Source organism: Bacillus sp. EKM202B (assembly GCF_011066025.1).
Classification (GTDB): domain Bacteria; phylum Bacillota; class Bacilli; order Bacillales; family Bacillaceae_G; genus Bacillus_A; species Bacillus_A toyonensis.
On sequence record NZ_JAAMNK010000005.1, the window covers coordinates 55,689 to 78,579 of the forward strand.

Here is a 22,891-nt window from a genome sequence, read left to right on the forward strand (position 1 = left end):
AAATCGACAATTTTTCGAATTCACCTTTTCTCCGTTATTTGTTATAGTTATATTTGTATGATTTTTGAAATTGGAGGAATGAAATCTTGGAACGTGAACTCGCACTAGAAATTGTCCGTGTAACAGAAGCAGCAGCATTAGCATCCGCACAGTGGATGGGCCGCGGAAAGAAAAATGAAGCAGATGATGCAGCAACTACAGCTATGCGTGATATGTTCGACTCAGTAAACATGGCAGGTACAGTTGTAATTGGTGAAGGAGAACTTGATGAAGCACCGATGTTATATATTGGTGAAGAACTAGGAACAGGTAACGGTCCAGAAGTAGATATAGCCGTTGATCCATTAGAAGGTACAAACATCGTTGCAAAAGGTCTTGCAAACGCAATGGCAGTTATCGCAATCGCAGATAAAGGAAACCTTCTTCACGCTCCTGATATGTACATGGAAAAAATCGCGGTTGGTCCAAAAGCAGCTGGTAAAATTAGCTTAGATGATCCAATTGAAAAAACAATTGAAATTGTAGCAGAAGCTAACAATAAAAAGATTCGTGATCTAACAGTTATCATTCAAGAACGTGAACGTCATCAAGATATTATTGACCGTGTTCGTGCAAAAGGTGCACGCGTGAAATTATTTGGTGATGGCGATGTTGGTGCATCAATCGCAACAGCACTACCTGGAACAGGTATCGACTTATTCGTAGGTGTTGGCGGAGCTCCAGAAGGCGTTATTTCTGCAGCAGCATTAAAATGCCTTGAAGGTGAAATGCAAGCTCGCTTAGTTCCAATGAACGAAGAAGAAGAAGCTCGTTGTCGTGAAATGGGATTAGAAGATCCTCGTCAACTTCTTATGTTAGATGACTTAGTATCTGGTGATGATGCAATCTTCTCAGCAACAGGTGTTTCTGCTGGTGAGTTATTAGACGGCGTGAAATTCCTTGGCGGAGATTTAGCTGAAACATATTCTATCGTTATGCGTTACAAAACAAGAACAGTACGTTTCATTAAAACGCATCACCATTTAGATCATAAACCACACTTAAACTTAGATATTTAATAAAGGAGCCATGTGTATGGAAGAACGTTTCTTTCTGTACGACGATACTGTCGCTACAAAAACTCGTTTCGTTAGCTTTATGGGAGAAAATGAGCGTCATGATTTAGCGCTTTTATACTCCGATCGTCATTACGGTAAAACAATTGTCCTTGATATGCAGAGCAATAAATTTGCAATCATCGGTCCTGACGATTTAAACGAACCAGGCTACTTAGAGCACGCATTTTCTATGACTGAAGAAATTGCAGAAGAATTACGCTCATTTTTATTTGAACTTATATAACTTATCTCAAACACCAGCTATTTTAGCTGGTGTTTTTTCACTGTAATTATTTTGAATTTTCAATCTCTCGTGGTATACTTATGTACAAATCTATTTGGATAGAAAGGACGTTATCTACGTATGCCAACATTTACTTTGTAATGGACCAGCAATTGGATAGCATTACTCTCAAAAAAGCACCGTGCTTTTTCAAGGGAGTAGTCTGCCCATTCCCATTACAAAGGAACGTAACGCATCTGTAGTATGATGTTTACGGAGGTTCCTCTTTGGGGAACCTCCTTTTATTTTTGTCTACTTCTCATGTCTTCATACTACAAGACATCCAAATAGCTGTATTACGTTCCTTTACCACTACTATAAGAGGTGAAGGAAAATGCAGAAAGTACAACTTTCTTGGAGTTTATATGAAAATCAGCAAAACACAATCGAAAAATATTGTAAAAATTGCGGACGTAATACCCTATTTACTGATACGAATATTCGCAGGCATAACGCCAATGGAAAAAACATATACCGCTTTGCCATTTATAAATGCCCGAACGATCATACGTGGAATCAAAAACTGCGCATTTATAAATCATTTACTGATCATGTGGAAACAATCGATATGATTCAGCAAGACCAAACAGAAACGACTACTACCATTTCTATGACACAACATAAAGAAAGTGGCATAGTTGAAATCACGATTGTATTAGACATCGTTTTTGGCTCCCACCGAATTGATAAAGTGTTATCCACATATATTTCAGATTGGAGCCGTACTACCATTGTGGATAAAATTAAAAGTGGGGATATTCAATTGAACGGACAACAAATGAAACCAAATAAACAACTCTCTGAAGGCGATTATATTTCAATTTGTTTATAAGGAGGTGCCTCATGCTAAACGTGAGAAAAGGTACGATGGATTTATTAGAAGGATTAGATAGAATGTATACAGAATGTAAAAAAGCGCTCTTACAAAATCAAATTTACCAATGGGATGATTCTTATCCAGCTCGAGAACATATTTCCTATCACTTAGAACAAGATGAACTCTATTGCTTGTTTGAGGATGATTCACTCGTTGGTGCTGTCGTGTTAAACGAGTGGCAGTCTCCCGAATATAAACGAATTGATTGGTCAGAAACAGACGGACGCTTTCTTATCGTCCACTCTTTCGTTATCCATCCTCTCTCGCAAGGAAAAGGATATAGTAAAGTACTTTTATCTTTTTGGGAAAGTGAAGCAAGACGGAAAGGTTACAATGGCATACGCCTAGATTGCTTTACTCGCAATCCGGTTTCATTAAGTCTATATGAAAAAAACGATTATATTTGCCGAGGTGCTGTTTATTTTGAAAGTAAACAGCCTCCTCACAACTGGTATAATTGCTATGAAAAAATCCTCTTACAATCGTAAGAGGATTTTTTTATTTCTTCACTTTTCGTAATACGAAGTGTGCACAACCGAAGTTACAGTACTCGTATAAATACTCTGATAAAGTACTAATTTTCGTATCATATGTCGCACGTTGGTTACTATCATCAAAGAATCCGCGCAATCTAAGTTGCTCATATCCCCAGTCTCCAACGATATAATCATATTTATTTAAAATTTCTGCATAGCGCTCTTTAAATGCTTCTTCACTAAAACCGTCACGAAAGTTTTTAATTACTTCGTACTGAACATTATTAATGCTCACCGTAGCATGAATTTCTTGCTTTTGCTCCATCATTAACTTCCTCTCTAAGCATTCTTCTTTTTATCGTATCACAAAGCATAACAACCAACAATTTCAAATACAAAAAATTGCAAATTAGTACATGCTATGGAGAAGGAGGTGATACATCGTGAAAAAACAAATTTTACTTTCCCTTCTCACTCTTTCCCTATTTGCAGGCTGCCAATCAACGAATAAAGCCGAAATGGAACGTGAGGAAGGAAGCCGTGTTCTTGTTTCCAACAAAAACGACATGTATCATACGGAAAATACAAATACACGATTAACGAGAGTCGGTTATTCATCTAAACAAAAGCATGAAGTATCTAACAAACAAGTAGGGGCCATTAACCGTGAGAAAGTTGCTGAAATGATTACAAGCATGACAGTCAAACTTCCTGACGTTACAAACGCTGCTACGCTCGTTACCGATGATGAAGTATTTGTTGTATACCGTGCAAACACAACGGATCCGAAACTCGTAGCGGATCAAGTATATAAAGCTGCTTTGTCCATCGTTCCTCGCTATTATAAAGCATATGTATCGACAGACCAAAAGTTGATTTCTCAAATTCAAGGACTGCAATCTGGTGCATTAAATGATACAGAATATACGCAAAGCCTCGATATGTTAAAACGGGAAATGAGTAAAAATCCTCATTTGAACAATACAGAGGATCAGACTTTAAATGATATGATTAAAAAGTAAAACAGGTGGAGAAAACCTCCACCTGTTTTACTTTTTATTTTTTATTACGATCCGCATAAACCTCCATCGCATCACACATAAACTGTGCTAACCCTTCGCCAAACTTATCAATATTTTTCGTGAAGCGCTCATCAGCGACGTACATTTGACCGAGTCCCTTGAAGGCTTCTAATGAATATTCACCAAAGTTTTGCAAGTAATCATACCATACTTTAATAGCTTCTTGTGCCTCTTTAGAATCAGGTGCACCATGTCTAAGCGCCGCTAAATTTCTGTAAATAGTATTAAACTCTTCCTGATTCTCTTTTGACATACCTTTTGCATATTCGTTCGCTTTATCTACAGCTGTATCTCCCCATCTTTCACGCGCTTCTTCTTCATATGGGTTATGGCTAAAATCAAATCCTTCAAATTTCTCTTTGTTCGTCATTTCAATCTCTCCTTTTGTATGCTGAATTGTTTTATCAATCGTCGCAATCACCTTATCTAACCTCGCACGTTTTTCAAGAAGCATTTTCTTATGAAGCTGTAATGCTTCTTCGCGATCAAATGACGGACTCATGATAATTTCTTTAATTTTCTTCAAAGGGAAGCCTAGCTCTTTAAAAAATAAAATTTGCTGCAGTGTCTCTAAATTTTCGTCAGAATACAGACGATATCCAGATTCTGTCGTCTCGTCTGGGGTTAACAACCCAATTTCATCGTAATGATGCAGTGTGCGCACACTAATTCCAACTAAATCAGCTACTTCTTTTACTCTCATTGTCATTTGTATCTCCCCCTTAATACATACGATAAAGTATGACGCAACGTTAGAGTCAATAAGTAAATTCATTTTATCCCTCTATTTGCGAGCAGTAATACCCTCACCTCAAAATTCGGGGAATAGACAACACTCCCATTGATTAAAGTTTCAATTTATCTCTAAAAGTTTCATCTCTCCCATATTTCATGCATAATAGATATGTACATATATTAGAAAGCGGTGAAAGTATGGTTTCAAATACTGTAATTGCCAGCATCATTATGCAACTCGTTGTTTCGGTTCTGGTCCCAATTATTGTACTCGTTTATTTCCGTAAAAAATATAATATTAATTGGAAAGTGGTCGGAGTTGGTGTTCTTATCTTTATCGGATTTACCCAAATTCTCGAAACACCATTTCATCTATTTATGCGCGGTAATCCAGCAATCGCTCCATTTTTAGAAAATCCATTTGTCTTCGCACTTTATGGCGGGCTAACTGCTGGTATTTTTGAAGAATTAGGACGCTTCGTTGCCTTCTTCTTCCTACTAAAAAAATATCTAGAATATAAAGATGGCTTTGCTTACGGAATTGGTCACGGCGGGATAGAATCTATTTTAGTTGGCGGATTCTCTGCATTGCAAACTCTCATATTCGCAAATGCTATTAACGATGGTAGCTTCGCTCAAATGGCAGAAAAACTACCTCAATTAAATCTTGTAAAGGACATGTTAATCGAGCAGCCTGCCTATTTTTACTTCCTTGGTAGCGTAGAAAGAATTATGGCACTCGTATTGCAAATTGCCTTTACAATGCTTGTTTTATACGCAGTAAAACAAAAGAAGTACATCTTCCTTGTATATGCTATATTATTCCACGCATTTGTAGACTTTTTCGCAGCACTTTACCAAACAAAAACGATCAACATCTTTGTTGCAGAAGGGATTACTCTTCTACTAACAATTTGTGCTCTCGTTGTGATTCGCAAAATGAAAGTGAAATTAATGAGTGTGCCGGAGTAAAAAATAACCCACCAGTTGGTGGGTTATTTTTTACTCCGCACTAACGGGCAGTAGGACTCTCACCTCAAAGTTCGGCAAATGCAGAGAAGTTAGGCGGGAGATCAACTACCCGATTGGTTCAACTAATAATCAGTGGACAAATCCCCCACTGATTAAAGTTTCACTTTATAAGGATTATCACAATGATGATAACTTTTGCCCTCTTGCAGCTCCCTCTTTGTTTCTGCATCTATAACGATATACTTATGAAACTCTTCTACTTCATTTTGAGTAAAAGAAGCAAAGAAGTACACTTGGCGATCAGGGTGAACAAAAAAATCTTGAAGCACCACTCTACTTCGACAACCGACAGCTGTTTTTTGTAGGAAAGAAAATTCTTCATCAGGCACTTCTTTAAATGAGATTTTTTTACGAACACTATATGCTACATTTTTGTATTCTTTATAAATTTTCTTATCTAACTGTTTATAAAACACATCCTCACTCACAAATGGCTTATTTCGATTACTTGGATAATCTAACTTTTGATTGGATTCTGCATATGTTGTGGATAATTGCATAAGAAAACAAATAATGAATACAATGCACATCATTTTTTCATAGTGACACCTCAATTTTTTTTATCCACATTACTTTTCCACATACTTAAATCGCTAGTCCGTTTCCAAGAAAAAGGAATTTTTTCCACATTTGTCGAAGTATATAGCGTCAACTTGAAAGATGGGGATGAATTATGAATAAAATTATTGTAATACGACATTGTTCCGCAACTGGACAAAAACGTGATGCCGAATTAACGACTGCCGGAAAAAATCAAGCTAATATCCTTGCTACATTCCTTTTAGAAAATCAGATACAAATAGATCATATTATTTCGAGCCCATTTGTCCGAGCTATCGATTCTATTCGGCCCTATGCGCTCCAAGCTAACCTATCTATCGAAGAGGATGAACGATTAGCTGAACGTATATTAAGCAACGTTCCGATGGATGATTGGATGCCAAAACTAGAATCTACTTTTACAAACATAGATATTGCCTTTTCAGGCGGAGAGTCAACAAAACAAGCGACGGACCGTGCTATATCGCTTATCCAAGACGTTTTAAAATTAAACCATACTACAACACTACTCGTTACACATGGAAACTTACTTACACTCATTTTAAAGCACTTTGATCATACGATCGGCTTTAATGAATGGAGAACTTTAACGAATCCTGATGTTTACGAAATTACAATTGGTGAACAAAGTATCATAAAGCGATTATGGGAAGCATCGTCCAAGTAGTATCCCTTTCCAAAACACTCAGTTGACGCCACGAGAAGAGACTGTATTAACAATAGAGAGGGGTATCATTCCATATGTATGAAGATGTACTTTCTTTACTACATAAAACAAATATTTCTTATGAAAAGTTTGAACACGAGCCAGTGCTTGATTATGAGACAGATCGTATCGTGCGTGAAAGACTCGGTTTGCAAGGTACTCCAAGTAAAAGCTTATTTTTAAAATCAAAATTCGGAGATTATTTCGTATTTTTTACGTTAGAGGGTACTCGGCTCGACCGAGGAGAAATGAAAGAAATAACAGGAGAAAGCTTATCACTTTGCTCTCCACATGAGTTACGAGAAAAAACTGGTTGCACCCCTGGCTGTGTAGCTCCTTTCGGTTATTCACAAGATGTAACGATTATTGTGGATAGTTCCATTTATACGTACGATAAAATTTTGATTACACCTGGTGTACCCGAATTTACAATTGAATTATCCACAGAGGAATTAAAAAAAATTGTATTCACATGCCCAAATACTGTTTTAGAGTACAAACAAAAAGAGAGCTAATGGTTAGCTCTCTTTTTTCATTATTTGGCTTCTGCTGTTTTTTCTTTTGCAGAACGTACTTGCTCGTCCGCATGATAAGAAGAACGTACAAGTGGGCCAGCTTCACAGTGGCTAAATCCTTTGCTAAGTGCAATTTCTTTAAGCTCTGCAAATTCTGCTGGTGGGTAATATTTAAGAACTGGTAAATGCTTCTTAGATGGTTGTAGGTATTGCCCAAGAGTTAAAATATCCACATTGTTTGCACGTAAGTCATCCATTGCTTCAATTAAATCTTCTCTCGTTTCACCTAAGCCCACCATAATGCTCGATTTAGTTGGAATATCAGGCTGCATTTCTTTCGCTCGACGTAAAAACTCTAATGAACGATCATATTTTGCTCTAGCGCGAACTCGGTCAGATAATCGACGTACTGTTTCAATGTTATGGTTTAAAATATCTGGTTTTGCATCCATTAACATTTTTAAGTTTTCTTCTACTCCACCCATATCAGATGGTAATACTTCGATAGACGTGAATGGGTTTTTACGACGTACTGCTCGTACTGTTTCAGCAAAAACAGCTGCTCCCCCGTCCTTTAAATCATCACGTGCAACCGCTGTTATAACGACGTGCTTTAAGCCCATTTGTACTACTGAATCTGCTACGCGTTCTGGTTCTTGTAAATCAAGCTCAGTTGGTAAGCCTGTTTTAACCGCACAAAAACGACAAGCACGTGTACAAACCGCACCTAAAATCATAAATGTTGCTGTTTTTCTTACAGCCCAGCATTCATGAATATTCGGACATTTTGCCTCTTCACAAACGGTATGAAGATTTTTAGAACGCATCATTTTCTTTAAGCCTGTATAGTTTTCATTCGTGTTTAACTTAATTTTCAACCATTCGGGCTTGCGCTTATATTCTGTTTGTTTTGTCATGGTTATCAACTCCGCACAATATGAAATAGTTTACCGTGTTCGCTTCTTTCAATGTAACATATCTATTCTAACGTATGAAAGCGATTTGCTCAAATGAAGATTCTAAGATTTTTTCCAATCGTTCCCTATAATGAAATACTCCGTATATCCCACACTAAAAAGAGTGATGTTGTGAAAGGAGTCTATTTCATGCTTCGAAAAATTTCTCTTTTGCTTTCAATTTGCTTTCTTCTCCACCAAAACATCGCTTACGGTGAAGATAATCAGCAAAGCATATACGAAAAGCGCATGGCACTATATAAAGAAACCGAGCAGTCTTCAGGCATTCCGTGGTATTACTTAGCTGCAATGGATCAATATGAAAGAAATATACGGAGCGTAAGAAAAGATATTCCGAAAAAACCAGATGCCATCATTTCCCTTTATTTCAAACCAGAAATATGGGCTGGACCTATTAATAGTAACGATACTCTCCCCCATACAATTTCTCTATTTGGCGGAATAGGTTTAGATGGTGACAAAGATGGATTTGCAAATGCAAGTAGCGACCGTGATCTTCTGCATACCGCAGCGACTATTTTAAGGAAACAAGGAACGTCAGAAGACCGTATTAAAATTATGCTCTGGGAATATTATAGACGTGCAAAAACAGTTGATTTAATTAGTGAATACGCCCGAATTTATAAACATTATGGACGTATTAATTTAGAAGGAAATGCTTTTCCTCTCCCAATTCGCAGTGACCATAGCTACCGTAGTACTTTCGGCGCTGGAAGAAGTTTTGGAGGAAGAAGAGTTCATGAAGGAACCGATATTTTTGCAGGATATGGTGTACCAGTAAGATCGACTTGCTATGGCATTATTGAGACAAAAGGATGGAACCGTCTTGGTGGATGGCGTATCGGCATTCGCGATCTGCATAATAATTACCATTATTACGCACATTTAGGCGGGTTCTCAAAAGAAATACAGCTTGGACAAATTGTTGAGCCAGGAAAAGTAATCGGATTTGTTGGTAGCACCGGTTATGGACCTCCTGGTACAGCCGGAAAATTTCCGCCCCACTTACATTTTGGCATGTATAAAGACAATGGCTATACAGAATGGGCCTTCGATCCATACATGCATTTAAGCTTGTGGGAACGCAAAGAACGAGCAAATACAAAACGATAACCGTAGCAGATTGCTACGGTTATTTTTTATCCCGCTATTTGCCCGGCAGTAAGATCCCTACCTCAAAATTCAGCGAAAGCAAAGGCGTTCGGTCGGTTGGGGATCAACTGCCCGTAAAAGCCCCCCACTGATTAAAGTTTCACTTTATATTCGCTAACTATCCGTTTTCTTTTTATCCGGTACAACAACGCCACCGCTTCCATAATAAGTAGGCACTTCTCCTTGAACAATGCGCGTTGCAATCGGAACATCTTGTTTCACTTTTATTTCTTTCGTATGAAATGGAATAATCACTTGCAACGTTACTTCCATCTCCATAACAATTTGAATCGCTGTATTATTAATCCCATGCGGCTCAATTTTTTGTTTAATATCCGTGTTTACATGACCGATTGTCGTGAAATCAATCGGAATATCTGGCCCCAGATGTCCGAGAAGCACATTATCCGTTACACGCCCAAAAGGAACTGCCATAGTCGCCCCGTTTTTTTCAGAAATACCTAGCTCCTTCAAATTCCCTTGTTCTACTTGCTGTAAATATTTTTCTATGTATGTGGTCGTTGATGTTACGATTTCATTTACTTGCTTTGTATTTAAATTAATTGTAGATACTCTTCCGTTCCGATCCGTTTGTACTTTCATTAATGAATCGACGTCGAATCCTTCATTAATTCTATCCTTTACCGCCTTCGTCATGACTGCTGTCGCCATTTTATGCGTCTCTACTTCCCCATATTTCATTAACGTTGGCTGAATGCTGTTATTCACAATCCATAATCCTTGCATTAGTAATATCACAAAAAGAATAAACGACATAAGCAGTATGTACCGAAAGGAAATAGGTCCCCTTCGAAACCGCGAATTTTTCGAACGAAATATGCTCATAAAAAAACCTCCTTCTTATATCATTTCTATGCAAGAAGGAGGGACGATATATGCTTATCTCATTTTTAATAACGCTTCTTTTCCAATCGTTCCTACTGGAATACCTAACGCTTCCGCTCCAGTCGTTACGGATTCTAACGGTGCTTCAAGAAGTTGTTCAATGGTTCTTACACCAACCGCACGGCCAGCAATAATTCCCCGATCACCTAACTTCTCATTTAAAAGACCTACATCTAATGCACCACACATAATATATCCTTTATCGCTCATTACAGCTAGCAAATTTGTCTTTGGAAGTTTTACACTAACCGCAATAAACGTATAATTATCGATTATAATTGGCTCCACATTAACCATAGTTCACACTCCTCTCTTTCTTATCTGTATGACAAGAGAAAAATGAGTGTTACAAGTAACTAGCCTATAGTTTGACGGAAGATGTATGAGTTATCAACACGTCTGTTAACACATCTCTAAGTAGTTCCGGCATATAATATTGTTTGTCAGAAAGTGTGGATAGCTCTGGGTATAAGTATCCGAATGTAAACATATCAATCGTTCCAACCGTATATATACGATCTAATTCCAGCGATTCCCCGTTAATCAATACATCTTCGAGTAAAATTTTATTCCCAGGAGTCGTATCTGGAATGACTTCTACACCAGCGTAAATCATTTTCCCCATCACTTTTCCTCGAAATCCGAATCCTTTCACCTCAAGATTCTCCATATTCGGGCGGCGTGCTTTCAAGATCACTTCTCTTAATGTTTTTCCTGACACTTTCAACGCACATGGATTAATTGGATGTGGACAAATTCTGTGAATATCTCCGCGCGTCACAACACCTTCTTCTAATCCCTCAAGAAGTACACCAGCGTTCACCATTCCAATCTCTGCACCGCACCACGTTTTCAGCGCATTTGCTAACATGTGCGAAAATGGTGTCTCATGAAACCAATCAACTGGTAATGATTCCTTTAAATGAACGACAGGCTCTGCCATGATATGCTTACTTTCTTCCTGCAGCATTTCAATTGTGGATAACGGTTTACTATAAGCACCTAACCGCTCTGTCTTAATCGCTCTACCGTCCTTCTTCAACAGTCTCTTCGTCTCTTTATCCACAGTAAGCTGCACGTGCCCAACGTAACGGCCCCACTTTTCACAACAACAAAGTAAAGTATTATTCATAAGAACACCGCGCTCAAATAAATGATGCGTATGTGCACCTAAAATAACATCTATATCATAATGCTCCGCCATATACTCATCCATGCTTTTTCCAAGGTGAGATAGGACAACTTTAATATGCGCCTCATCTTTCACTTCTTCTAAAATAGACTCTAAATGCTCGATTGGATCTTCAATGTGCCAGTCTAACATTTGATAAAACTCGGGATATGCTACCGTTAATCCAATAAAAGCAATCGTAATTCTATCTGTCGTTGTATGTAATTTATAAGGCTTTGCCCATGCTGGACGTATACCTTCTTTTTCAAATAAATTCGCGACGAGCACCTCAAATCCAGCATCATCATATAGACGATTCAAATGCTCCTTCGCTAACGTAATTCCTTCATTATTTCCAATCGTTACATAATCATATAACGCCTCATTTAAAAGCTTCGTATTGCCAAGCCCATTCGTCGCTTCCGAAATACTGTGAAAACGATCCACATGATCGCCGATATCAACCGTCAAAACGGTCTCTCCCGCTTCCTGTCTTCGCTTTTTCTCCCCTTGTACAAACCGATAAATTTGCGGCCAATTTTCAAAATGACTATGTATATCGTTTGTATGATAAAGGTGGATGATTGTTTCTTTATTTATATTCAGAGAAAAAACCTCCTCTCAATTCCTTACTGCCATTTACGCTATACGTACGCAATAATCCTGTAAATACTTTTCGTCTTTTCTTGCTATTTTACATTGTACTCGCATTATGAGAAAAAGCAAAAGATTGTCTTTTTTATATGAGAAGCTTTATTTTTTAAATCTGTGGATTCATTGGTAGAACGAGGAGTTTTCAGAAAGTTTACCGTGAGGAATTTTCCTATAAATTCTTTACTGTATTTGTCAGTATCTTAGCCTCAACTACTTTCAGTCGCCCTCTTTATGTATAAATGCTCCTTTCCTGTTTGAATGGTGCGGGGTATTCATTCCTCTTACTATGTCGTAATTTGTTGATAAGTCGATATCCCTTGTCGAATCGTCGATATATTGAAATAATCGCTGATATATTCCGAGTTATGGTCGATATATTTGAAAAATCGCTGATATATTTAACTGAACACCCACCTAGGTATCCTCTACCAAACCAAGACAAATCCGCAAAACAAAAAAGCGCCCTGCACAGCAGGGCGCTTTCTTGATACATATATTAACCAATAGAACCTTCCATCTCAAACTTGATTAGGCGGTTCATTTCAACTGCGTATTCCATTGGAAGTTCGCGAGTGAATGGCTCGATGAAGCCCATTACGATCATTTCTGTAGCTTCTTGCTCAGAAATACCGCGGCTCATTAGGTAGAATAATTGTTCTTCTGATACTTTCGATACTTTCGCTTCGTGCTCAAGTGAAACGTAATCGTTTTTGATTTCGTTGTAAGGAATTGTATCAGATGTAGATTGGTTATCCATGATTAACGTGTCACACTCGATGTTAGAGCGAGAGTTTTTCGCTTTTGGTCCGAAGTGTACGATACCACGGTAAGTTACTTTACCACCATGCTTCGCAATCGATTTAGAAACGATTGTTGAAGAAGTGTTTGGTGCTAAGTGAATCATTTTCGCACCAGCATCTTGGTGTTGGCCTTTACCAGCAATCGCGATAGATAACGTTAAACCACGAGCGCCTTCGCCTTTTAAGATAACTGCTGGGTATTTCATCGTTAATTTAGATCCGATGTTACCGTCAATCCATTCCATCGTTGCGTTTTCTTCACAAACCGCACGTTTTGTAACTAGGTTGTATACGTTGTTCGCCCAGTTTTGGATTGTTGTATAACGGCAATATGCATCTTTCTTAATGATGATTTCTACTACCGCACTGTGAAGTGAGTTAGTCGTGTAAACAGGTGCTGTACAACCTTCTACGTAGTGTACGTGTGCGCCTTCGTCTACGATGATAAGCGTACGCTCGAATTGTCCCATATTTTCAGAGTTAATACGGAAATACGCTTGAAGTGGTGTATCAACTTTAATACCTTTTGGAACATAGATGAATGATCCACCAGACCAAACTGCAGAGTTTAATGCAGAGAATTTGTTGTCTGTTGGTGGGATTACTTTTCCGAAATGCTCACGGAAAATATCTTCGTTCTCTTTTAATGCGCTATCTGTATCTTTGAAGACGATTCCTAGAGCTTCTAAGTCTTCTTTCATGTTGTGGTATACAACTTCAGATTCGTACTGTGCAGATACACCAGCTAAATATTTTTGCTCTGCTTCAGGAATACCTAATTTATCAAATGTCGCTTTAATTTCATCAGGTACTTCATCCCAAGACTTCTCAGATTTCTCAGATGGTTTTACGTAGTACGTAATTTCATCGAAATCTAAGTCATTTAAGTCGCCGCCCCATTGTGGCATTGGCATTTCATAGAACTTATCCAGTGATTTTAAACGGAAGTCTAACATCCACTGTGGTTCTTCTTTCATACGTGAAATCTCTTCAACGATTTCTTTTGTTAAACCGCGTCCAGCACGGAAAATCGAAACGTCTTTGTCTTTGAAACCATATTTGTAATCGCCGATATCTGGCAGTTGCTTCGCCATGTTGGTGTGTCCCTCCTTAGATAACCTCGTTTTTAGGAACCTTTAACATTACTTATCTTCGTTTAAGCCCTTTTCTAACGCTTTCCACGCTAATGTTGCACATTTAATACGTGCAGGGAACTTGCATACGCCTTGTAATGCTTCAATATCTCCTAAATCGATGCTGTCATCGTACTCTTTTCCTAGCATCATGTCAGAGAAAATTTTAGAAAGCTGAAGTGCCTCTTCAATTTTCTTACCTTTTACTGCTTGTGTCATCATGGAAGCTGAAGACATTGAGATAGAACATCCTTCTCCTTCAAACTTCGCTTCTTGCACAATACCTTCTTCTACTTTCATCGTAAGTTGAATACGATCGCCGCAAGTTGGATTGTTCAAGTTTACTGTAACACTATCTTCTAGCACGCCATTGTTACGAGGATTCTTATAATGATCCATAATAACTTGACGATATAACGTATCTAAATTATTAAATGACATTTGTGAAATACTCCTTTGTCTTGATTAGCGATTCAACAAATGTATCAATTTCTTCTTTTGTATTATATAAATAGAAGCTCGCACGTGCTGTTGAAGAAGCTTTCAGCCACTTCATAAGCGGTTGTGCACAGTGGTGTCCTGCGCGAACCGCAATACCTTCTACATCTAATACTGTCGCTACATCGTGAGGATGTACGTCTTCAATATTAAATGTAACAAGACCAGCGCGATGCTTTGGACCATAAATTGTAACGCCATCTACTTCTGATAGTCTTTCTAAAGCGTATTGCGCTAATTCATGTTCATGCTTTTCAATATTATGAAGACCGATTTCTTCTAGGAAATCAATTGCCGCACCAAGTCCGATTGCATTACCGATAATCGGTGTACCTGCTTCGAACTTCCATGGAAGCTCTTTCCACGTAGATTCTTGTAAGTCTACGAAATCAATCATTTCACCACCAAATTCAATTGGTTCCATATTGTTTAGCAATTCTTTCTTACCATATAATACGCCGACACCTGTTGGTCCGCACATCTTATGAGCAGATAATGCGTAGAAATCACAGTTTAAATCTTGTACATCCACTTTCATATGAGGTGCACTTTGTGCTCCATCAACGATCATGATTGCACCGTTTTCATGTGCGATTGCTCCGATTTCTTTTACAGGGTTAATCGTTCCAAGTACGTTTGACACGTGCATAATAGAAACGATTTTTGTATTCGGTGTAACAGTTTGACGAACATCTTCTAAAGAAATTGTACCGTCTAGTTGAAGCGGAAGGTATTTCAAAGTTGCGCCAGTTTTCTTCGCAACTTGTTGCCACGGAATGATGTTACTATGGTGTTCCATGTAAGAAATAACGATTTCATCGCCTTCTTTTACATTTTCAAGACCATAGCTAGCCGCTACTGTATTTAATGCTGTTGTCGTTCCGCGCGTGAAAATAATCTCTTCCATTGATTTCGCGTTAATAAACTTGCGAACTTTCTCACGTGCACCTTCATACGCGTCAGTAGCTTTCGTACCGAGCGTATGAACACCGCGATGCACGTTAGAATTATATTCTTTATAGTAACGTTCTAACGTTTCAATGACTTGAATTGGTTTTTGAGAAGTTGCTGCACTATCGAAATAAACAAGTTGTTTGCCGTTCACTTTTTGATCAAGAATTGGAAACTGTTTGCGTATTTCATGAATATTCATTAGCGAACTTTCCTTTCAATTACCTCAACAAGCTGTGCTTTTACTCCTTCAATTGGAAGCTCATTTACTACAGGTGCTAAGAATCCATGGATGACTAAACGTTCTGCTTCGCGTTTTGGAATACCACGGCTCATCAAGTAGTATAATTGGTACGGATCTACGCGGCCTACTGAAGCTGCGTGACCTGCCATTACATCATCTTCGTCAATTAAAAGAATTGGGTTTGCATCTCCGCGAGCTTTCTCGTCTAACATAAGAACGCGAGAAGATTGTTGTGCATTTGATTTAGATGCACCGTGTTCAATCTTACCAATTCCGTTAAAGATAGATGTTGCACTATCTTTTTGTACACCGTGTTTTAAAATCCAACCTTCAGAGTGTTTACCGAAGTGAACAACTTTAGTTGTAAAGTTTTGTGTTTGGTTACCACGGCCAATTGTTACTGTTTTCGTATCAGCATATGAACCGTCGCCCATTAAGTTCGTAACGTTCTCTGAGATTGTGTTTCCGTCATTCATAAGGCCTAGAGCCCAATCAATGCGGCCGTCGCGTCCTACAATGCCGCGGCGGTTAACGTAAGTTGTTACGTCTTTTGCTAATAAATCAACCGCACCGAATTTCACTTGTGCGCCTTGTTCCACGATTACTTCTGCTACGATATTTGCAATACCTTTAGCATTTTCATTTGCAACATAGTTTTCTACATAAGTTGCAGTACTGTTCGCATCAGCTACGAATAATACGTGGTTATATACGTTAGCTTCTTCGCCGTCTACTAAGAATACAGCTTGAAGTGGAGTTTCAAGAACAACGTTTTTCGGAACATATACGAATGCACCGCCGTTGATTAATGCAGCATGAAGTGCAGTTAGACGATGCTCGTCTACTTTCACGCCGTCTTTCATTAAATACTTTTGTAATAGTTCAGCATGCTCTGTTGCAGCTGTTACGATGTCTGTAAAAATAACACCTTTTTCTTTTGCTTCGTCTGCTAAAGAAACGAACGCAGTTGTACCAGTACGTTGTACTAATACGCTGTTATTTTCATCGATTAAGTTTTTCACTGCTTCTGGAAGCTCTGTTAAAGAACTTACAGGCTCTTGCTTAGCAGCGTCGCCTTTTCCGATAAAGTCCCATTTTTCAATTTTCGTTTTATCAGGCGTTGGCATTGGAAGTTCTGTTGCTTGTGCAAGAGCTTGTAAGCGGAACTCAGTCAACCAAGCAGCTTCGTTTACTTCGCTAGCGCGCTGACGGATTGTTTCTTGATCGAAAGGTAATGTACCGATTGTCATGTTTATGCTCCTCTCTTACGCTTCTTGCTCTGCTGTTTCGTCTTCAATACCTAATTCTTTTTTAATCCAGTCGTAACCTTCAGCTTCTAGACGTTGTGCAAGCTCAGGTCCACCAGATTTAACGATACGACCGTTCATCATAACGTGAACGAAGTCTGGAGTGATGTAGTTTAATAAACGTTGGTAATGCGTAATCATTAGGCAACCGAACTCTTCGCCGCGCATTTGGTTAATACCTTTAGATACAACTTTTAACGCATCGATATCAAGACCAGAATCGATTTCGTCTAAGATTGCAATTTTTGGCTCAATCATCATTAATTGAAGAATCTCATTACGTTTTTTCTCACCGCCAGAGAAACCTTCATTTAAGTAACGTTGTGCCATTTCTGGATCCATTTCTAGGAATTCCATGTTTTTATCTAACGTACGGATAAATTTCATAAGAGAAATTTCATCGCCTTCTTCACGACGTGCGTTAATCGCAGAACGTAAGAAGTCAGCGTTTGTAACTCCGCTAATTTCACTTGGATATTGCATTGCTAAGAATAGACCTGCTTGTGCGCGCTCGTCTACTTCCATTTCTAATACATCTTCACCGTCAATGATGATGCTACCTTCTGTTACTTCATACTTTGGGTGACCCATAATTGCAGAAGATAAAGTTGATTTACCTGTTCCGTTAGGTCCCATAATTGCGTGGATTTCTCCACCTTTTACTTCAAGGTTTACACCTTTTAAAATTTCTTTGCCGTCAATTGATACGTGTAAGTCTTTAACCGTTAATGTAGAACCAGCCATCTCAATACCTCCATTAATCCTATATATACATTTTAAAAATTCCTAAAACGTTCATATTCTCATTTTATTCTCATTCTAATTTTATATCAAATAAAATGATATCGCAAACGACGAAAAAAAGTAACAATTTTTTCACAAATGTATATAAGTATTTCCTTTGCATCCTTATATGATACACCTTTCTTCTTATATATATAAAGAAAAAAGGACTGATAAATTCCCAGTCCTTTCCTTACGTTTATTCACTTACCGGAAGTACAGCACCTTTATATTCTTTAGTAATAAAATCCTGAATTTCTTTTGAATGCAATACTTCTACCAGTTCTTTAATTTCTTTTTTCTTCTCGTCACCTTTACGAACTGCAATAATATTTGCATACGGAGAGTCTGATCCTTCAATCGCAATTGCATCCTTTGTTGGATTTAATTTCGCATCAATTGCATAGTTTGAATTAATAAATAAAGCATCTCCCTCATTATTTTCATACAGCTTCGGTGACAGTCCAGGTTCAACATCTGTTTTAAACTTTAAGTTTTTCGGATTTTCTACAACATCTTTTACTGTCGCCTTAACAACATCTACTCCATCTTTAAGCTTAATAACGCCACCTTTTTGTAATAGTGCTAACATACGGCCGCGCTCAGCCACGTTATTACTCATAATAACTGTTCCGCCCTCTGGCAGGTCTTTTAAGCTTTTATATTTCTTAGAATAAATGCCCATTGGTTCTAAATGAATTTTTCCTGCGTTTACAATTTTATATCCTTTTTCTTGAATTTCTTTATCTAAATATGGAATGTGTTGGAAGTAATTCGCATCAATTTCTTTATCCGCTAACGCTTTATTCGGTAAAACATAGTCCTGGAACTTTTTAATCTCTAATTTAATACCCTTTTTCTCTAATATTGGCTGTGCTTTCTCCAAAATGACAGCGTGCGGCACGTTAGAAGCTCCAACGACAAGCTTATTTTCCTCTTTTCCCCCGCAAGCAGCTAATGTAAATACAGATAGCGCTGTAACAACTGACAGTATAATCTTTTTCATCTGATATCCCCTTCTCCCCTATAGGTATGTAGTTAGAAAAAAAGAGCCGGCATACACCAGCCCTTCTTCAAACAATTATTCTTTTACAGGAACAACTGCCCCTTTATACTCTTTAGTAATAAAGTCTTCAATTTCTTTAGAATGCAACACTTCTACAAGAGCTTTAATTTCTTTCTTATCTTTATCCCCTTTACGAACTGCTACGATGTTAGCATACGGAGAATCACTACCTTCAATTGCAATCGCATCTTTTTCTGGGTTTAATTTCGCATCAATTGCATAGTTAGAGTTAATTAGAACAGCGTCGCCTTCTTTATTGTTATACACTTGTGGTAATAAACCAGGCTCGATATCCGTTTTGAACTTTAAGTTTTTCGGATTATCTGCAATATCTTTCGGAGTTGCACTAACTGGATCTACTCCGTCTTTAATTTTTAAAATACCTTCTTTTTGTAAAATTGCTAAACCACGTCCATGGTCAGTAACGGAATTACTCATAATGATTGTTGCCCCGTCTGGCAGTTCTTTTAAGCTCTTATACTTTTGAGAGTATACACCAATTGGTTCTAAATGAATTTTCCCCGCTATTTCAAAATCATATTTTTTATCTTTAATTTCTTTTTCTAAATACGGAATGTGCTGGAAGTAGTTTGCATCTAATTCCTTATCCGCTAACGATTTATTTGGCAACACGTAATCTTGGAATTTTTTCACTTCTAATTCAATTCCTTTTTTCTCAAGCAACGGTTTTGCCTTTTCTAAAATTTCAGCGTGCGGTACGTTAGAAGCCCCAACAACTAGTTTCTTTTCATCTTTATCTTTCCCGCCACAAGCAGCTAACCCAAAAATTGAAGTTGAAATAAGTGCTGTAAGTAATAATTTTTTCATTTGAAATACCCTCCTGTTTTCATTATCTTTTATCTATTCGAGTCGTTACACTATCACCAATCCACTGAATGAAAAATACAACTAGTAACACGCAAATTGTCGCAACGATTGTTACATCGTTATTTCCACGCTGGAATCCTTCTAAGTAAGCAAGTGTTCCAAGACCACCAGCACCAACAACTCCCGCCATTGCTGTGTAGCCTACTAAAGCAATTGTCGTTACCGTAATACCAGATACTAACGCTGGTAATGATTCTGGAATTAACACTTTTAAAATGATTGTGCTTGTTTTTGCCCCCATTGCTTTTGAAGCTTCGATTACACCTTTATCAATTTCACGAAGTGCGATTTCAACCATTCTTGCGTAAAATGGTGCCGCTCCAATAATTAAAGCTGGCAATGCTGCACTAGCCCCGAGAATTGTTCCAAGGATAATCTTTGTGAATGGAATTAATAAAATGATTAAAATGATGAACGGTATAGAACGGAATATGTTTACAAAGGCTCCAATCCCTGTATTAACCGCTTTGTTTTCCCATAAATTATCTTTCGATGTCATAAAGAGTAACAATCCTAAAATGAGTCCTAAAACAAATGTGGCAAGCGCTGCGATTGCCGTCATATATAACGTTTCACCAGTCGCTTCTAACATTTGATTCCAATCAACATTTGCGAGTAACTTATCCATGTGCAATCACCTCCAGCTCTACTTGATCTTGATGTATTCCCTCTATCGCTTGCTGGATTGCTGTTTCCTCACCATTTAAATGAACAACTAAACTTCCGTAAGAACCGTTATTCGTTTGTGCGATATTTCCTTGCAAAATGCTAACTTCTATATCACTGCGTTGCATTAATCTTTGAAGTACTGGTCTTTCTACAGCCTCGCCGACAAACTGCAAGCGAATTACTTTGCCATCTGGATATTTTTCAATTAAACTTTCAATTGTTTCGTTTGTATCTTCAGAATCTGTTAACTGCTGTACAAAGCGTTTCGTAATGTCTTGCTGTGGATTACGGAATACGTCAAGTACTGGACCTGTTTCTACGATTTTCCCTTTCTCCATTACCGCAACACGATTACAAATCTTTCGAATTACGTGCATCTCATGTGTAATCAATACAATTGTTAAACCGAGACGCTTATTAATATCAAGTAGTAAATCTAAAATTTGATCTGTCGTTTCCGGATCCAGTGCTGACGTTGCTTCATCACATAAAAGCACTTGTGGGTTGTTAGCTAACGCTCTAGCAATCCCAACACGCTGCTTTTGTCCACCACTTAACTGGGATGGATACGCGTCTCCTCTTCCTTCTAATCCAACGAGATGAATTAACTCATCAACACGTTTTCTTCTCTTCTCCTTATCAACACCTGCAATCTCAAGTGGAAATGCGATATTTTCGCGTACAGTTCGTGACCAAAGTAAGTTGAAGTGCTGAAAAATCATTCCAATTTCTTGCCTTGCCTTACGAAGTTCACTTCCTGTAATTGCTGAAATGACACGATTTGCAATTGTAATTTGGCCAGAAGTTGGTTTCTCTAACTGATTAAACAGCCTTATTAAAGAACTTTTCCCAGCACCACTATATCCGATAACACCAAATATTTCGCCTTTTTCTATTTTTAAATTGGCGTTATCTACAGCAGTGACATCACCGCTTTTTGCCTTATATATTTTCTTTACATTTTCTAATAAGATCATGATGTTCACCCCTTTTTTAAGTAAAAAGCGCAAGCGGCTCGTTTAGAACAAGAGGACACCCGAATCCCTGACGTAGAGGCGCTTTTTGCCTCATAGGAAGGGATGAAACGACCGACTGTTCTAGCCGCTGGAGCTGGATTTCATAAAACTTTGGATAGACTCCGCAATTTTTTTATTTTTCATGCGTGTAATCTATCGCCATAGCTCCTCTTATTATTTGAATGTCCTCCACATTCAAACAACAAAAAAACCTTTCCGCTTTAGAGAAGCAGAAAGGTTTATATGCGTATATAACAACATTATCCCTCTCTCTCATCTCTCAAAGCATTCGCTTTGCAGGAATTGGCACCATTTCAACATAAGTTGACGGTTGCCGGGCTTCACAGGGCACAGTCCCTCCACCTCTCTTGATAAGAGAAATCAGATTTAATTTTCGTCTGATTTGTAATTTATGAAATTGTCTATATTTTATGAATTGAATTGTATCAATATCCACACGTCATGTCAACAAGAATTTTCACAAAACAAGAAACTTCAGAATTTTAAGCACCTACTGACATCGGTTTACATATATGAAACATCGATTCAACTAATAGCATCGTTCGATATGTTCCCGAATATTGCACACGTCCATCGTTCATTAACGTTTGCAATCTTACATTTCCGTTCACTAATTGTTTTACATCCTCTGCATCTAAGCACACAATTTGTTCCGTTCCTTTTGCCTCTTGTGACAATTCTATATAATCTCTTGAAATTTGTAATGAACAACTTTCATCTCCAAAGCGGAAATTAACAGTTTTTTCTCCTTGTCTTAAAAGCGGTTCTAAATGATATTGACCGTTAGCGTAATTTACAAATGATTGAAGCAAAGAATATAATTTCACCCTAAATCACATCCTTCATATCACTTTCTATTACATACCATTTCCCTCTCACTAAAGAGCAATCCTGTTACTTTCGCTCGACAAATACTGTATCCATCCCGCATGTCGACATATTTCCCAAGAAATATGTCGAGGCGGCAAAAACTTTGCCGCCTACTTTAATTCCGTATATAAATATTCAACCGAATGAAATGCATATATCTTCTTCATGAGTGTCCCATTTTCAAAAACAAGTAAACAAGGCACACTTTCGATTCCATACTCTTTCGCTAAATGCGGAGCATAATTTAAATCTAACATTCCAATTTTCAACTCTTCAATCGTCATCTCGACAACCGTTAACATCTTCTTTGCTAATTGGCATGTTCCACACATCGGTGTATATACATATAGCACTGTTTTTTCTTCATTCTCTATTAGGGCTGTAGCTTCGGCTCCTGTCCAGTCAATCACTTCTATCATTC

Annotated in this window: 27 protein-coding genes and 1 riboswitch; of the genes, 9 read left to right on the plus strand and 18 right to left on the minus strand. The window is 38.0% G+C overall.

Features of this window, described 5'->3' with window-relative positions; translation table 11 throughout:
- Positions 1-86: 86 nt before the first annotated feature.
- The 4 genes from glpX (at position 87) to G9F74_RS08560 (ending at position 2,745) form a co-directional block, all read left to right on the plus strand.
- A complete protein-coding gene (glpX, locus tag G9F74_RS08545; RefSeq protein WP_000439085.1) occupies positions 87-1,058 on the plus strand; it encodes a class II fructose-bisphosphatase in 972 nt (323 codons plus the stop codon).
- A 16-nt stretch (positions 1,059-1,074) separates the two neighbouring features.
- The gene (locus tag G9F74_RS08550; protein ID WP_000392613.1) at positions 1,075-1,341 is read left to right on the plus strand and encodes a DUF3055 domain-containing protein; all 267 of its coding nucleotides are present in this window, start codon (positions 1,075-1,077) and stop codon (positions 1,339-1,341) included.
- 373 nt (positions 1,342-1,714) lie between these two features.
- Positions 1,715-2,212, plus strand: a complete 498-nt coding sequence (locus tag G9F74_RS08555) for a hypothetical protein (RefSeq protein WP_001174592.1) — start codon at positions 1,715-1,717, stop codon at positions 2,210-2,212.
- Positions 2,213-2,223: 11 nt separating this feature from the next.
- Positions 2,224-2,745: a GNAT family N-acetyltransferase gene (locus tag G9F74_RS08560; RefSeq protein ID WP_000935789.1), complete on the plus strand. Its 522-nt coding sequence runs from the start codon at positions 2,224-2,226 to the stop codon at positions 2,743-2,745.
- A gap of 10 nt (positions 2,746-2,755) precedes the next feature.
- Here the strand turns inward: G9F74_RS08560 and G9F74_RS08565 are convergent, their stop codons facing one another.
- Complete coding sequence (locus G9F74_RS08565) at positions 2,756-3,058, minus strand: YutD family protein (protein ID WP_000435941.1); 303 nt, start codon at positions 3,056-3,058, stop codon at positions 2,756-2,758.
- 118 nt (positions 3,059-3,176) lie between these two features.
- On the opposite strand from G9F74_RS08565, the gene G9F74_RS08570 reads away from it, so the two are divergent.
- Positions 3,177-3,755 (plus strand): YhcN/YlaJ family sporulation lipoprotein, encoded by a 579-nt coding sequence (locus G9F74_RS08570; protein WP_000744137.1) that lies wholly within the window; start codon positions 3,177-3,179, stop codon positions 3,753-3,755.
- A 34-nt stretch (positions 3,756-3,789) separates the two neighbouring features.
- On the opposite strand, the gene G9F74_RS08575 is transcribed toward G9F74_RS08570, so the two are convergent.
- A complete protein-coding gene (locus G9F74_RS08575; RefSeq protein WP_000178763.1) occupies positions 3,790-4,524 on the minus strand; it encodes a MerR family transcriptional regulator in 735 nt (244 codons plus the stop codon).
- A gap of 182 nt (positions 4,525-4,706) precedes the next feature.
- Between G9F74_RS08575 and G9F74_RS08580 the strand changes: the two genes are divergently transcribed.
- Positions 4,707-5,522 carry a YhfC family intramembrane metalloprotease gene (locus tag G9F74_RS08580; RefSeq protein ID WP_002039875.1) on the plus strand — a complete coding sequence of 272 codons (816 nt, stop codon included), beginning with the start codon at positions 4,707-4,709 and terminating at the stop codon, positions 5,520-5,522.
- 152 nt (positions 5,523-5,674) lie between these two features.
- Here the strand turns inward: G9F74_RS08580 and G9F74_RS08585 are convergent, their stop codons facing one another.
- Complete coding sequence (locus G9F74_RS08585) at positions 5,675-6,115, minus strand: hypothetical protein (RefSeq protein ID WP_002104427.1); 441 nt, start codon at positions 6,113-6,115, stop codon at positions 5,675-5,677.
- A gap of 140 nt (positions 6,116-6,255) precedes the next feature.
- On the opposite strand from G9F74_RS08585, the gene G9F74_RS08590 reads away from it, so the two are divergent.
- On the plus strand, positions 6,256-6,810 hold the full coding sequence (locus G9F74_RS08590) for a histidine phosphatase family protein (RefSeq protein WP_001033547.1): 555 nt from the start codon (positions 6,256-6,258) through the stop codon (positions 6,808-6,810).
- A 74-nt stretch (positions 6,811-6,884) separates the two neighbouring features.
- A complete protein-coding gene (locus tag G9F74_RS08595; RefSeq protein ID WP_016107205.1) occupies positions 6,885-7,364 on the plus strand; it encodes a YbaK/EbsC family protein in 480 nt (159 codons plus the stop codon).
- A gap of 20 nt (positions 7,365-7,384) precedes the next feature.
- Here G9F74_RS08595 and lipA read toward each other — a convergent pair whose 3' ends face one another.
- Positions 7,385-8,281, minus strand: coding sequence for a lipoyl synthase (gene lipA / locus G9F74_RS08600; protein ID WP_000166369.1), 897 nt, complete (start codon positions 8,279-8,281; stop codon positions 7,385-7,387).
- A gap of 189 nt (positions 8,282-8,470) precedes the next feature.
- On the opposite strand from lipA, the gene G9F74_RS08605 reads away from it, so the two are divergent.
- Complete coding sequence (locus G9F74_RS08605; RefSeq protein WP_000944667.1) at positions 8,471-9,454, plus strand: M23 family metallopeptidase; 984 nt, start codon at positions 8,471-8,473, stop codon at positions 9,452-9,454.
- A gap of 153 nt (positions 9,455-9,607) precedes the next feature.
- Here the strand turns inward: G9F74_RS08605 and yunB are convergent, their stop codons facing one another.
- From yunB to G9F74_RS08675, 14 genes are all read right to left on the minus strand, one after another.
- Complete coding sequence (gene yunB, locus G9F74_RS08610; RefSeq protein ID WP_002093086.1) at positions 9,608-10,339, minus strand: sporulation protein YunB; 732 nt, start codon at positions 10,337-10,339, stop codon at positions 9,608-9,610.
- Positions 10,340-10,393: 54 nt separating this feature from the next.
- Complete coding sequence (locus G9F74_RS08615) at positions 10,394-10,696, minus strand: YunC family protein (RefSeq protein ID WP_000248467.1); 303 nt, start codon at positions 10,694-10,696, stop codon at positions 10,394-10,396.
- Positions 10,697-10,760: 64 nt separating this feature from the next.
- Positions 10,761-12,176, minus strand: coding sequence for a bifunctional metallophosphatase/5'-nucleotidase (locus G9F74_RS08620; RefSeq protein ID WP_206776900.1), 1,416 nt, complete (start codon positions 12,174-12,176; stop codon positions 10,761-10,763).
- Positions 12,177-12,720: 544 nt separating this feature from the next.
- A complete protein-coding gene (gene sufB, locus G9F74_RS08625) occupies positions 12,721-14,118 on the minus strand; it encodes a Fe-S cluster assembly protein SufB (RefSeq protein WP_001118824.1) in 1,398 nt (465 codons plus the stop codon).
- 48 nt (positions 14,119-14,166) lie between these two features.
- Positions 14,167-14,598 (minus strand): Fe-S cluster assembly sulfur transfer protein SufU, encoded by a 432-nt coding sequence (gene sufU / locus G9F74_RS08630; protein WP_000009525.1) that lies wholly within the window; start codon positions 14,596-14,598, stop codon positions 14,167-14,169.
- The gene (gene sufS, locus G9F74_RS08635; protein ID WP_001020759.1) at positions 14,588-15,808 is read right to left on the minus strand and encodes a cysteine desulfurase SufS; all 1,221 of its coding nucleotides are present in this window, start codon (positions 15,806-15,808) and stop codon (positions 14,588-14,590) included. Before sufS ends, sufU begins: the two co-directional genes overlap by 11 nt.
- Positions 15,808-17,100 (minus strand): Fe-S cluster assembly protein SufD, encoded by a 1,293-nt coding sequence (sufD, locus tag G9F74_RS08640; RefSeq protein ID WP_000152176.1) that lies wholly within the window; start codon positions 17,098-17,100, stop codon positions 15,808-15,810. The genes sufS and sufD overlap by 1 nt, the downstream gene beginning before the upstream one ends.
- A gap of 15 nt (positions 17,101-17,115) precedes the next feature.
- The gene (gene sufC, locus G9F74_RS08645; RefSeq protein ID WP_000929162.1) at positions 17,116-17,901 is read right to left on the minus strand and encodes a Fe-S cluster assembly ATPase SufC; all 786 of its coding nucleotides are present in this window, start codon (positions 17,899-17,901) and stop codon (positions 17,116-17,118) included.
- A 238-nt stretch (positions 17,902-18,139) separates the two neighbouring features.
- Positions 18,140-18,946, minus strand: coding sequence for a methionine ABC transporter substrate-binding lipoprotein MetQ (gene metQ, locus G9F74_RS08650; protein WP_000720648.1), 807 nt, complete (start codon positions 18,944-18,946; stop codon positions 18,140-18,142).
- A gap of 75 nt (positions 18,947-19,021) precedes the next feature.
- Positions 19,022-19,834, minus strand: a complete 813-nt coding sequence (gene metQ / locus G9F74_RS08655) for a methionine ABC transporter substrate-binding lipoprotein MetQ (RefSeq protein WP_000735098.1) — start codon at positions 19,832-19,834, stop codon at positions 19,022-19,024.
- Positions 19,835-19,856: 22 nt separating this feature from the next.
- Positions 19,857-20,522, minus strand: a complete 666-nt coding sequence (locus G9F74_RS08660; RefSeq protein WP_000359403.1) for a methionine ABC transporter permease — start codon at positions 20,520-20,522, stop codon at positions 19,857-19,859.
- The gene (locus tag G9F74_RS08665) at positions 20,515-21,540 is read right to left on the minus strand and encodes a methionine ABC transporter ATP-binding protein (RefSeq protein ID WP_000601773.1); all 1,026 of its coding nucleotides are present in this window, start codon (positions 21,538-21,540) and stop codon (positions 20,515-20,517) included. Before G9F74_RS08665 ends, G9F74_RS08660 begins: the two co-directional genes overlap by 8 nt.
- Before the next feature lie 309 nt (positions 21,541-21,849).
- A riboswitch (SAM riboswitch) is annotated at positions 21,850-21,957 on the minus strand.
- A 125-nt stretch (positions 21,958-22,082) separates the two neighbouring features.
- Complete coding sequence (locus G9F74_RS08670; RefSeq protein ID WP_000781223.1) at positions 22,083-22,427, minus strand: hypothetical protein; 345 nt, start codon at positions 22,425-22,427, stop codon at positions 22,083-22,085.
- 153 nt (positions 22,428-22,580) lie between these two features.
- Complete coding sequence (locus tag G9F74_RS08675) at positions 22,581-22,889, minus strand: thioredoxin family protein (RefSeq protein ID WP_002039867.1); 309 nt, start codon at positions 22,887-22,889, stop codon at positions 22,581-22,583.
- Between the last annotated feature and the right edge of the window lie 2 nt (positions 22,890-22,891).

What these genes read in the sequence shown, in the direction of transcription:
- sufC (WP_000929162.1), bottom strand. Translation starts at nt 17,901, where the DNA reads ATGGCTGGTTCTACATTAACGGTTAAAGACTTACACGTATCAATTGAC.
- sufD (WP_000152176.1), bottom strand. Translation starts at nt 17,100, where the DNA reads ATGACAATCGGTACATTACCTTTCGATCAAGAAACAATCCGTCAGCGC.
- G9F74_RS08550 (WP_000392613.1), top strand. Translation starts at nt 1,075, where the DNA reads ATGGAAGAACGTTTCTTTCTGTACGACGATACTGTCGCTACAAAAACT.
- G9F74_RS08595 (WP_016107205.1), top strand. Translation starts at nt 6,885, where the DNA reads ATGTATGAAGATGTACTTTCTTTACTACATAAAACAAATATTTCTTAT.
- G9F74_RS08585 (WP_002104427.1), bottom strand. Translation starts at nt 6,115, where the DNA reads ATGATGTGCATTGTATTCATTATTTGTTTTCTTATGCAATTATCCACA.
- G9F74_RS08665 (WP_000601773.1), bottom strand. Translation starts at nt 21,540, where the DNA reads ATGATCTTATTAGAAAATGTAAAGAAAATATATAAGGCAAAAAGCGGT.
- lipA (WP_000166369.1), bottom strand. Translation starts at nt 8,281, where the DNA reads ATGACAAAACAAACAGAATATAAGCGCAAGCCCGAATGGTTGAAAATT.
- sufB (WP_001118824.1), bottom strand. Translation starts at nt 14,118, where the DNA reads ATGGCGAAGCAACTGCCAGATATCGGCGATTACAAATATGGTTTCAAA.
- G9F74_RS08590 (WP_001033547.1), top strand. Translation starts at nt 6,256, where the DNA reads ATGAATAAAATTATTGTAATACGACATTGTTCCGCAACTGGACAAAAA.
- sufS (WP_001020759.1), bottom strand. Translation starts at nt 15,808, where the DNA reads ATGAATATTCATGAAATACGCAAACAGTTTCCAATTCTTGATCAAAAA.
- metQ (WP_000720648.1), bottom strand. Translation starts at nt 18,946, where the DNA reads ATGAAAAAGATTATACTGTCAGTTGTTACAGCGCTATCTGTATTTACA.
- G9F74_RS08565 (WP_000435941.1), bottom strand. Translation starts at nt 3,058, where the DNA reads ATGGAGCAAAAGCAAGAAATTCATGCTACGGTGAGCATTAATAATGTT.
- G9F74_RS08580 (WP_002039875.1), top strand. Translation starts at nt 4,707, where the DNA reads ATGCATAATAGATATGTACATATATTAGAAAGCGGTGAAAGTATGGTT.
- G9F74_RS08615 (WP_000248467.1), bottom strand. Translation starts at nt 10,696, where the DNA reads ATGGTTAATGTGGAGCCAATTATAATCGATAATTATACGTTTATTGCG.
- G9F74_RS08560 (WP_000935789.1), top strand. Translation starts at nt 2,224, where the DNA reads ATGCTAAACGTGAGAAAAGGTACGATGGATTTATTAGAAGGATTAGAT.
- G9F74_RS08660 (WP_000359403.1), bottom strand. Translation starts at nt 20,522, where the DNA reads ATGGATAAGTTACTCGCAAATGTTGATTGGAATCAAATGTTAGAAGCG.
- metQ (WP_000735098.1), bottom strand. Translation starts at nt 19,834, where the DNA reads ATGAAAAAATTATTACTTACAGCACTTATTTCAACTTCAATTTTTGGG.
- G9F74_RS08675 (WP_002039867.1), bottom strand. Translation starts at nt 22,889, where the DNA reads ATGATAGAAGTGATTGACTGGACAGGAGCCGAAGCTACAGCCCTAATA.
- yunB (WP_002093086.1), bottom strand. Translation starts at nt 10,339, where the DNA reads ATGAGCATATTTCGTTCGAAAAATTCGCGGTTTCGAAGGGGACCTATT.
- G9F74_RS08605 (WP_000944667.1), top strand. Translation starts at nt 8,471, where the DNA reads ATGCTTCGAAAAATTTCTCTTTTGCTTTCAATTTGCTTTCTTCTCCAC.
- G9F74_RS08555 (WP_001174592.1), top strand. Translation starts at nt 1,715, where the DNA reads ATGCAGAAAGTACAACTTTCTTGGAGTTTATATGAAAATCAGCAAAAC.
- sufU (WP_000009525.1), bottom strand. Translation starts at nt 14,598, where the DNA reads ATGTCATTTAATAATTTAGATACGTTATATCGTCAAGTTATTATGGAT.
- G9F74_RS08575 (WP_000178763.1), bottom strand. Translation starts at nt 4,524, where the DNA reads ATGACAATGAGAGTAAAAGAAGTAGCTGATTTAGTTGGAATTAGTGTG.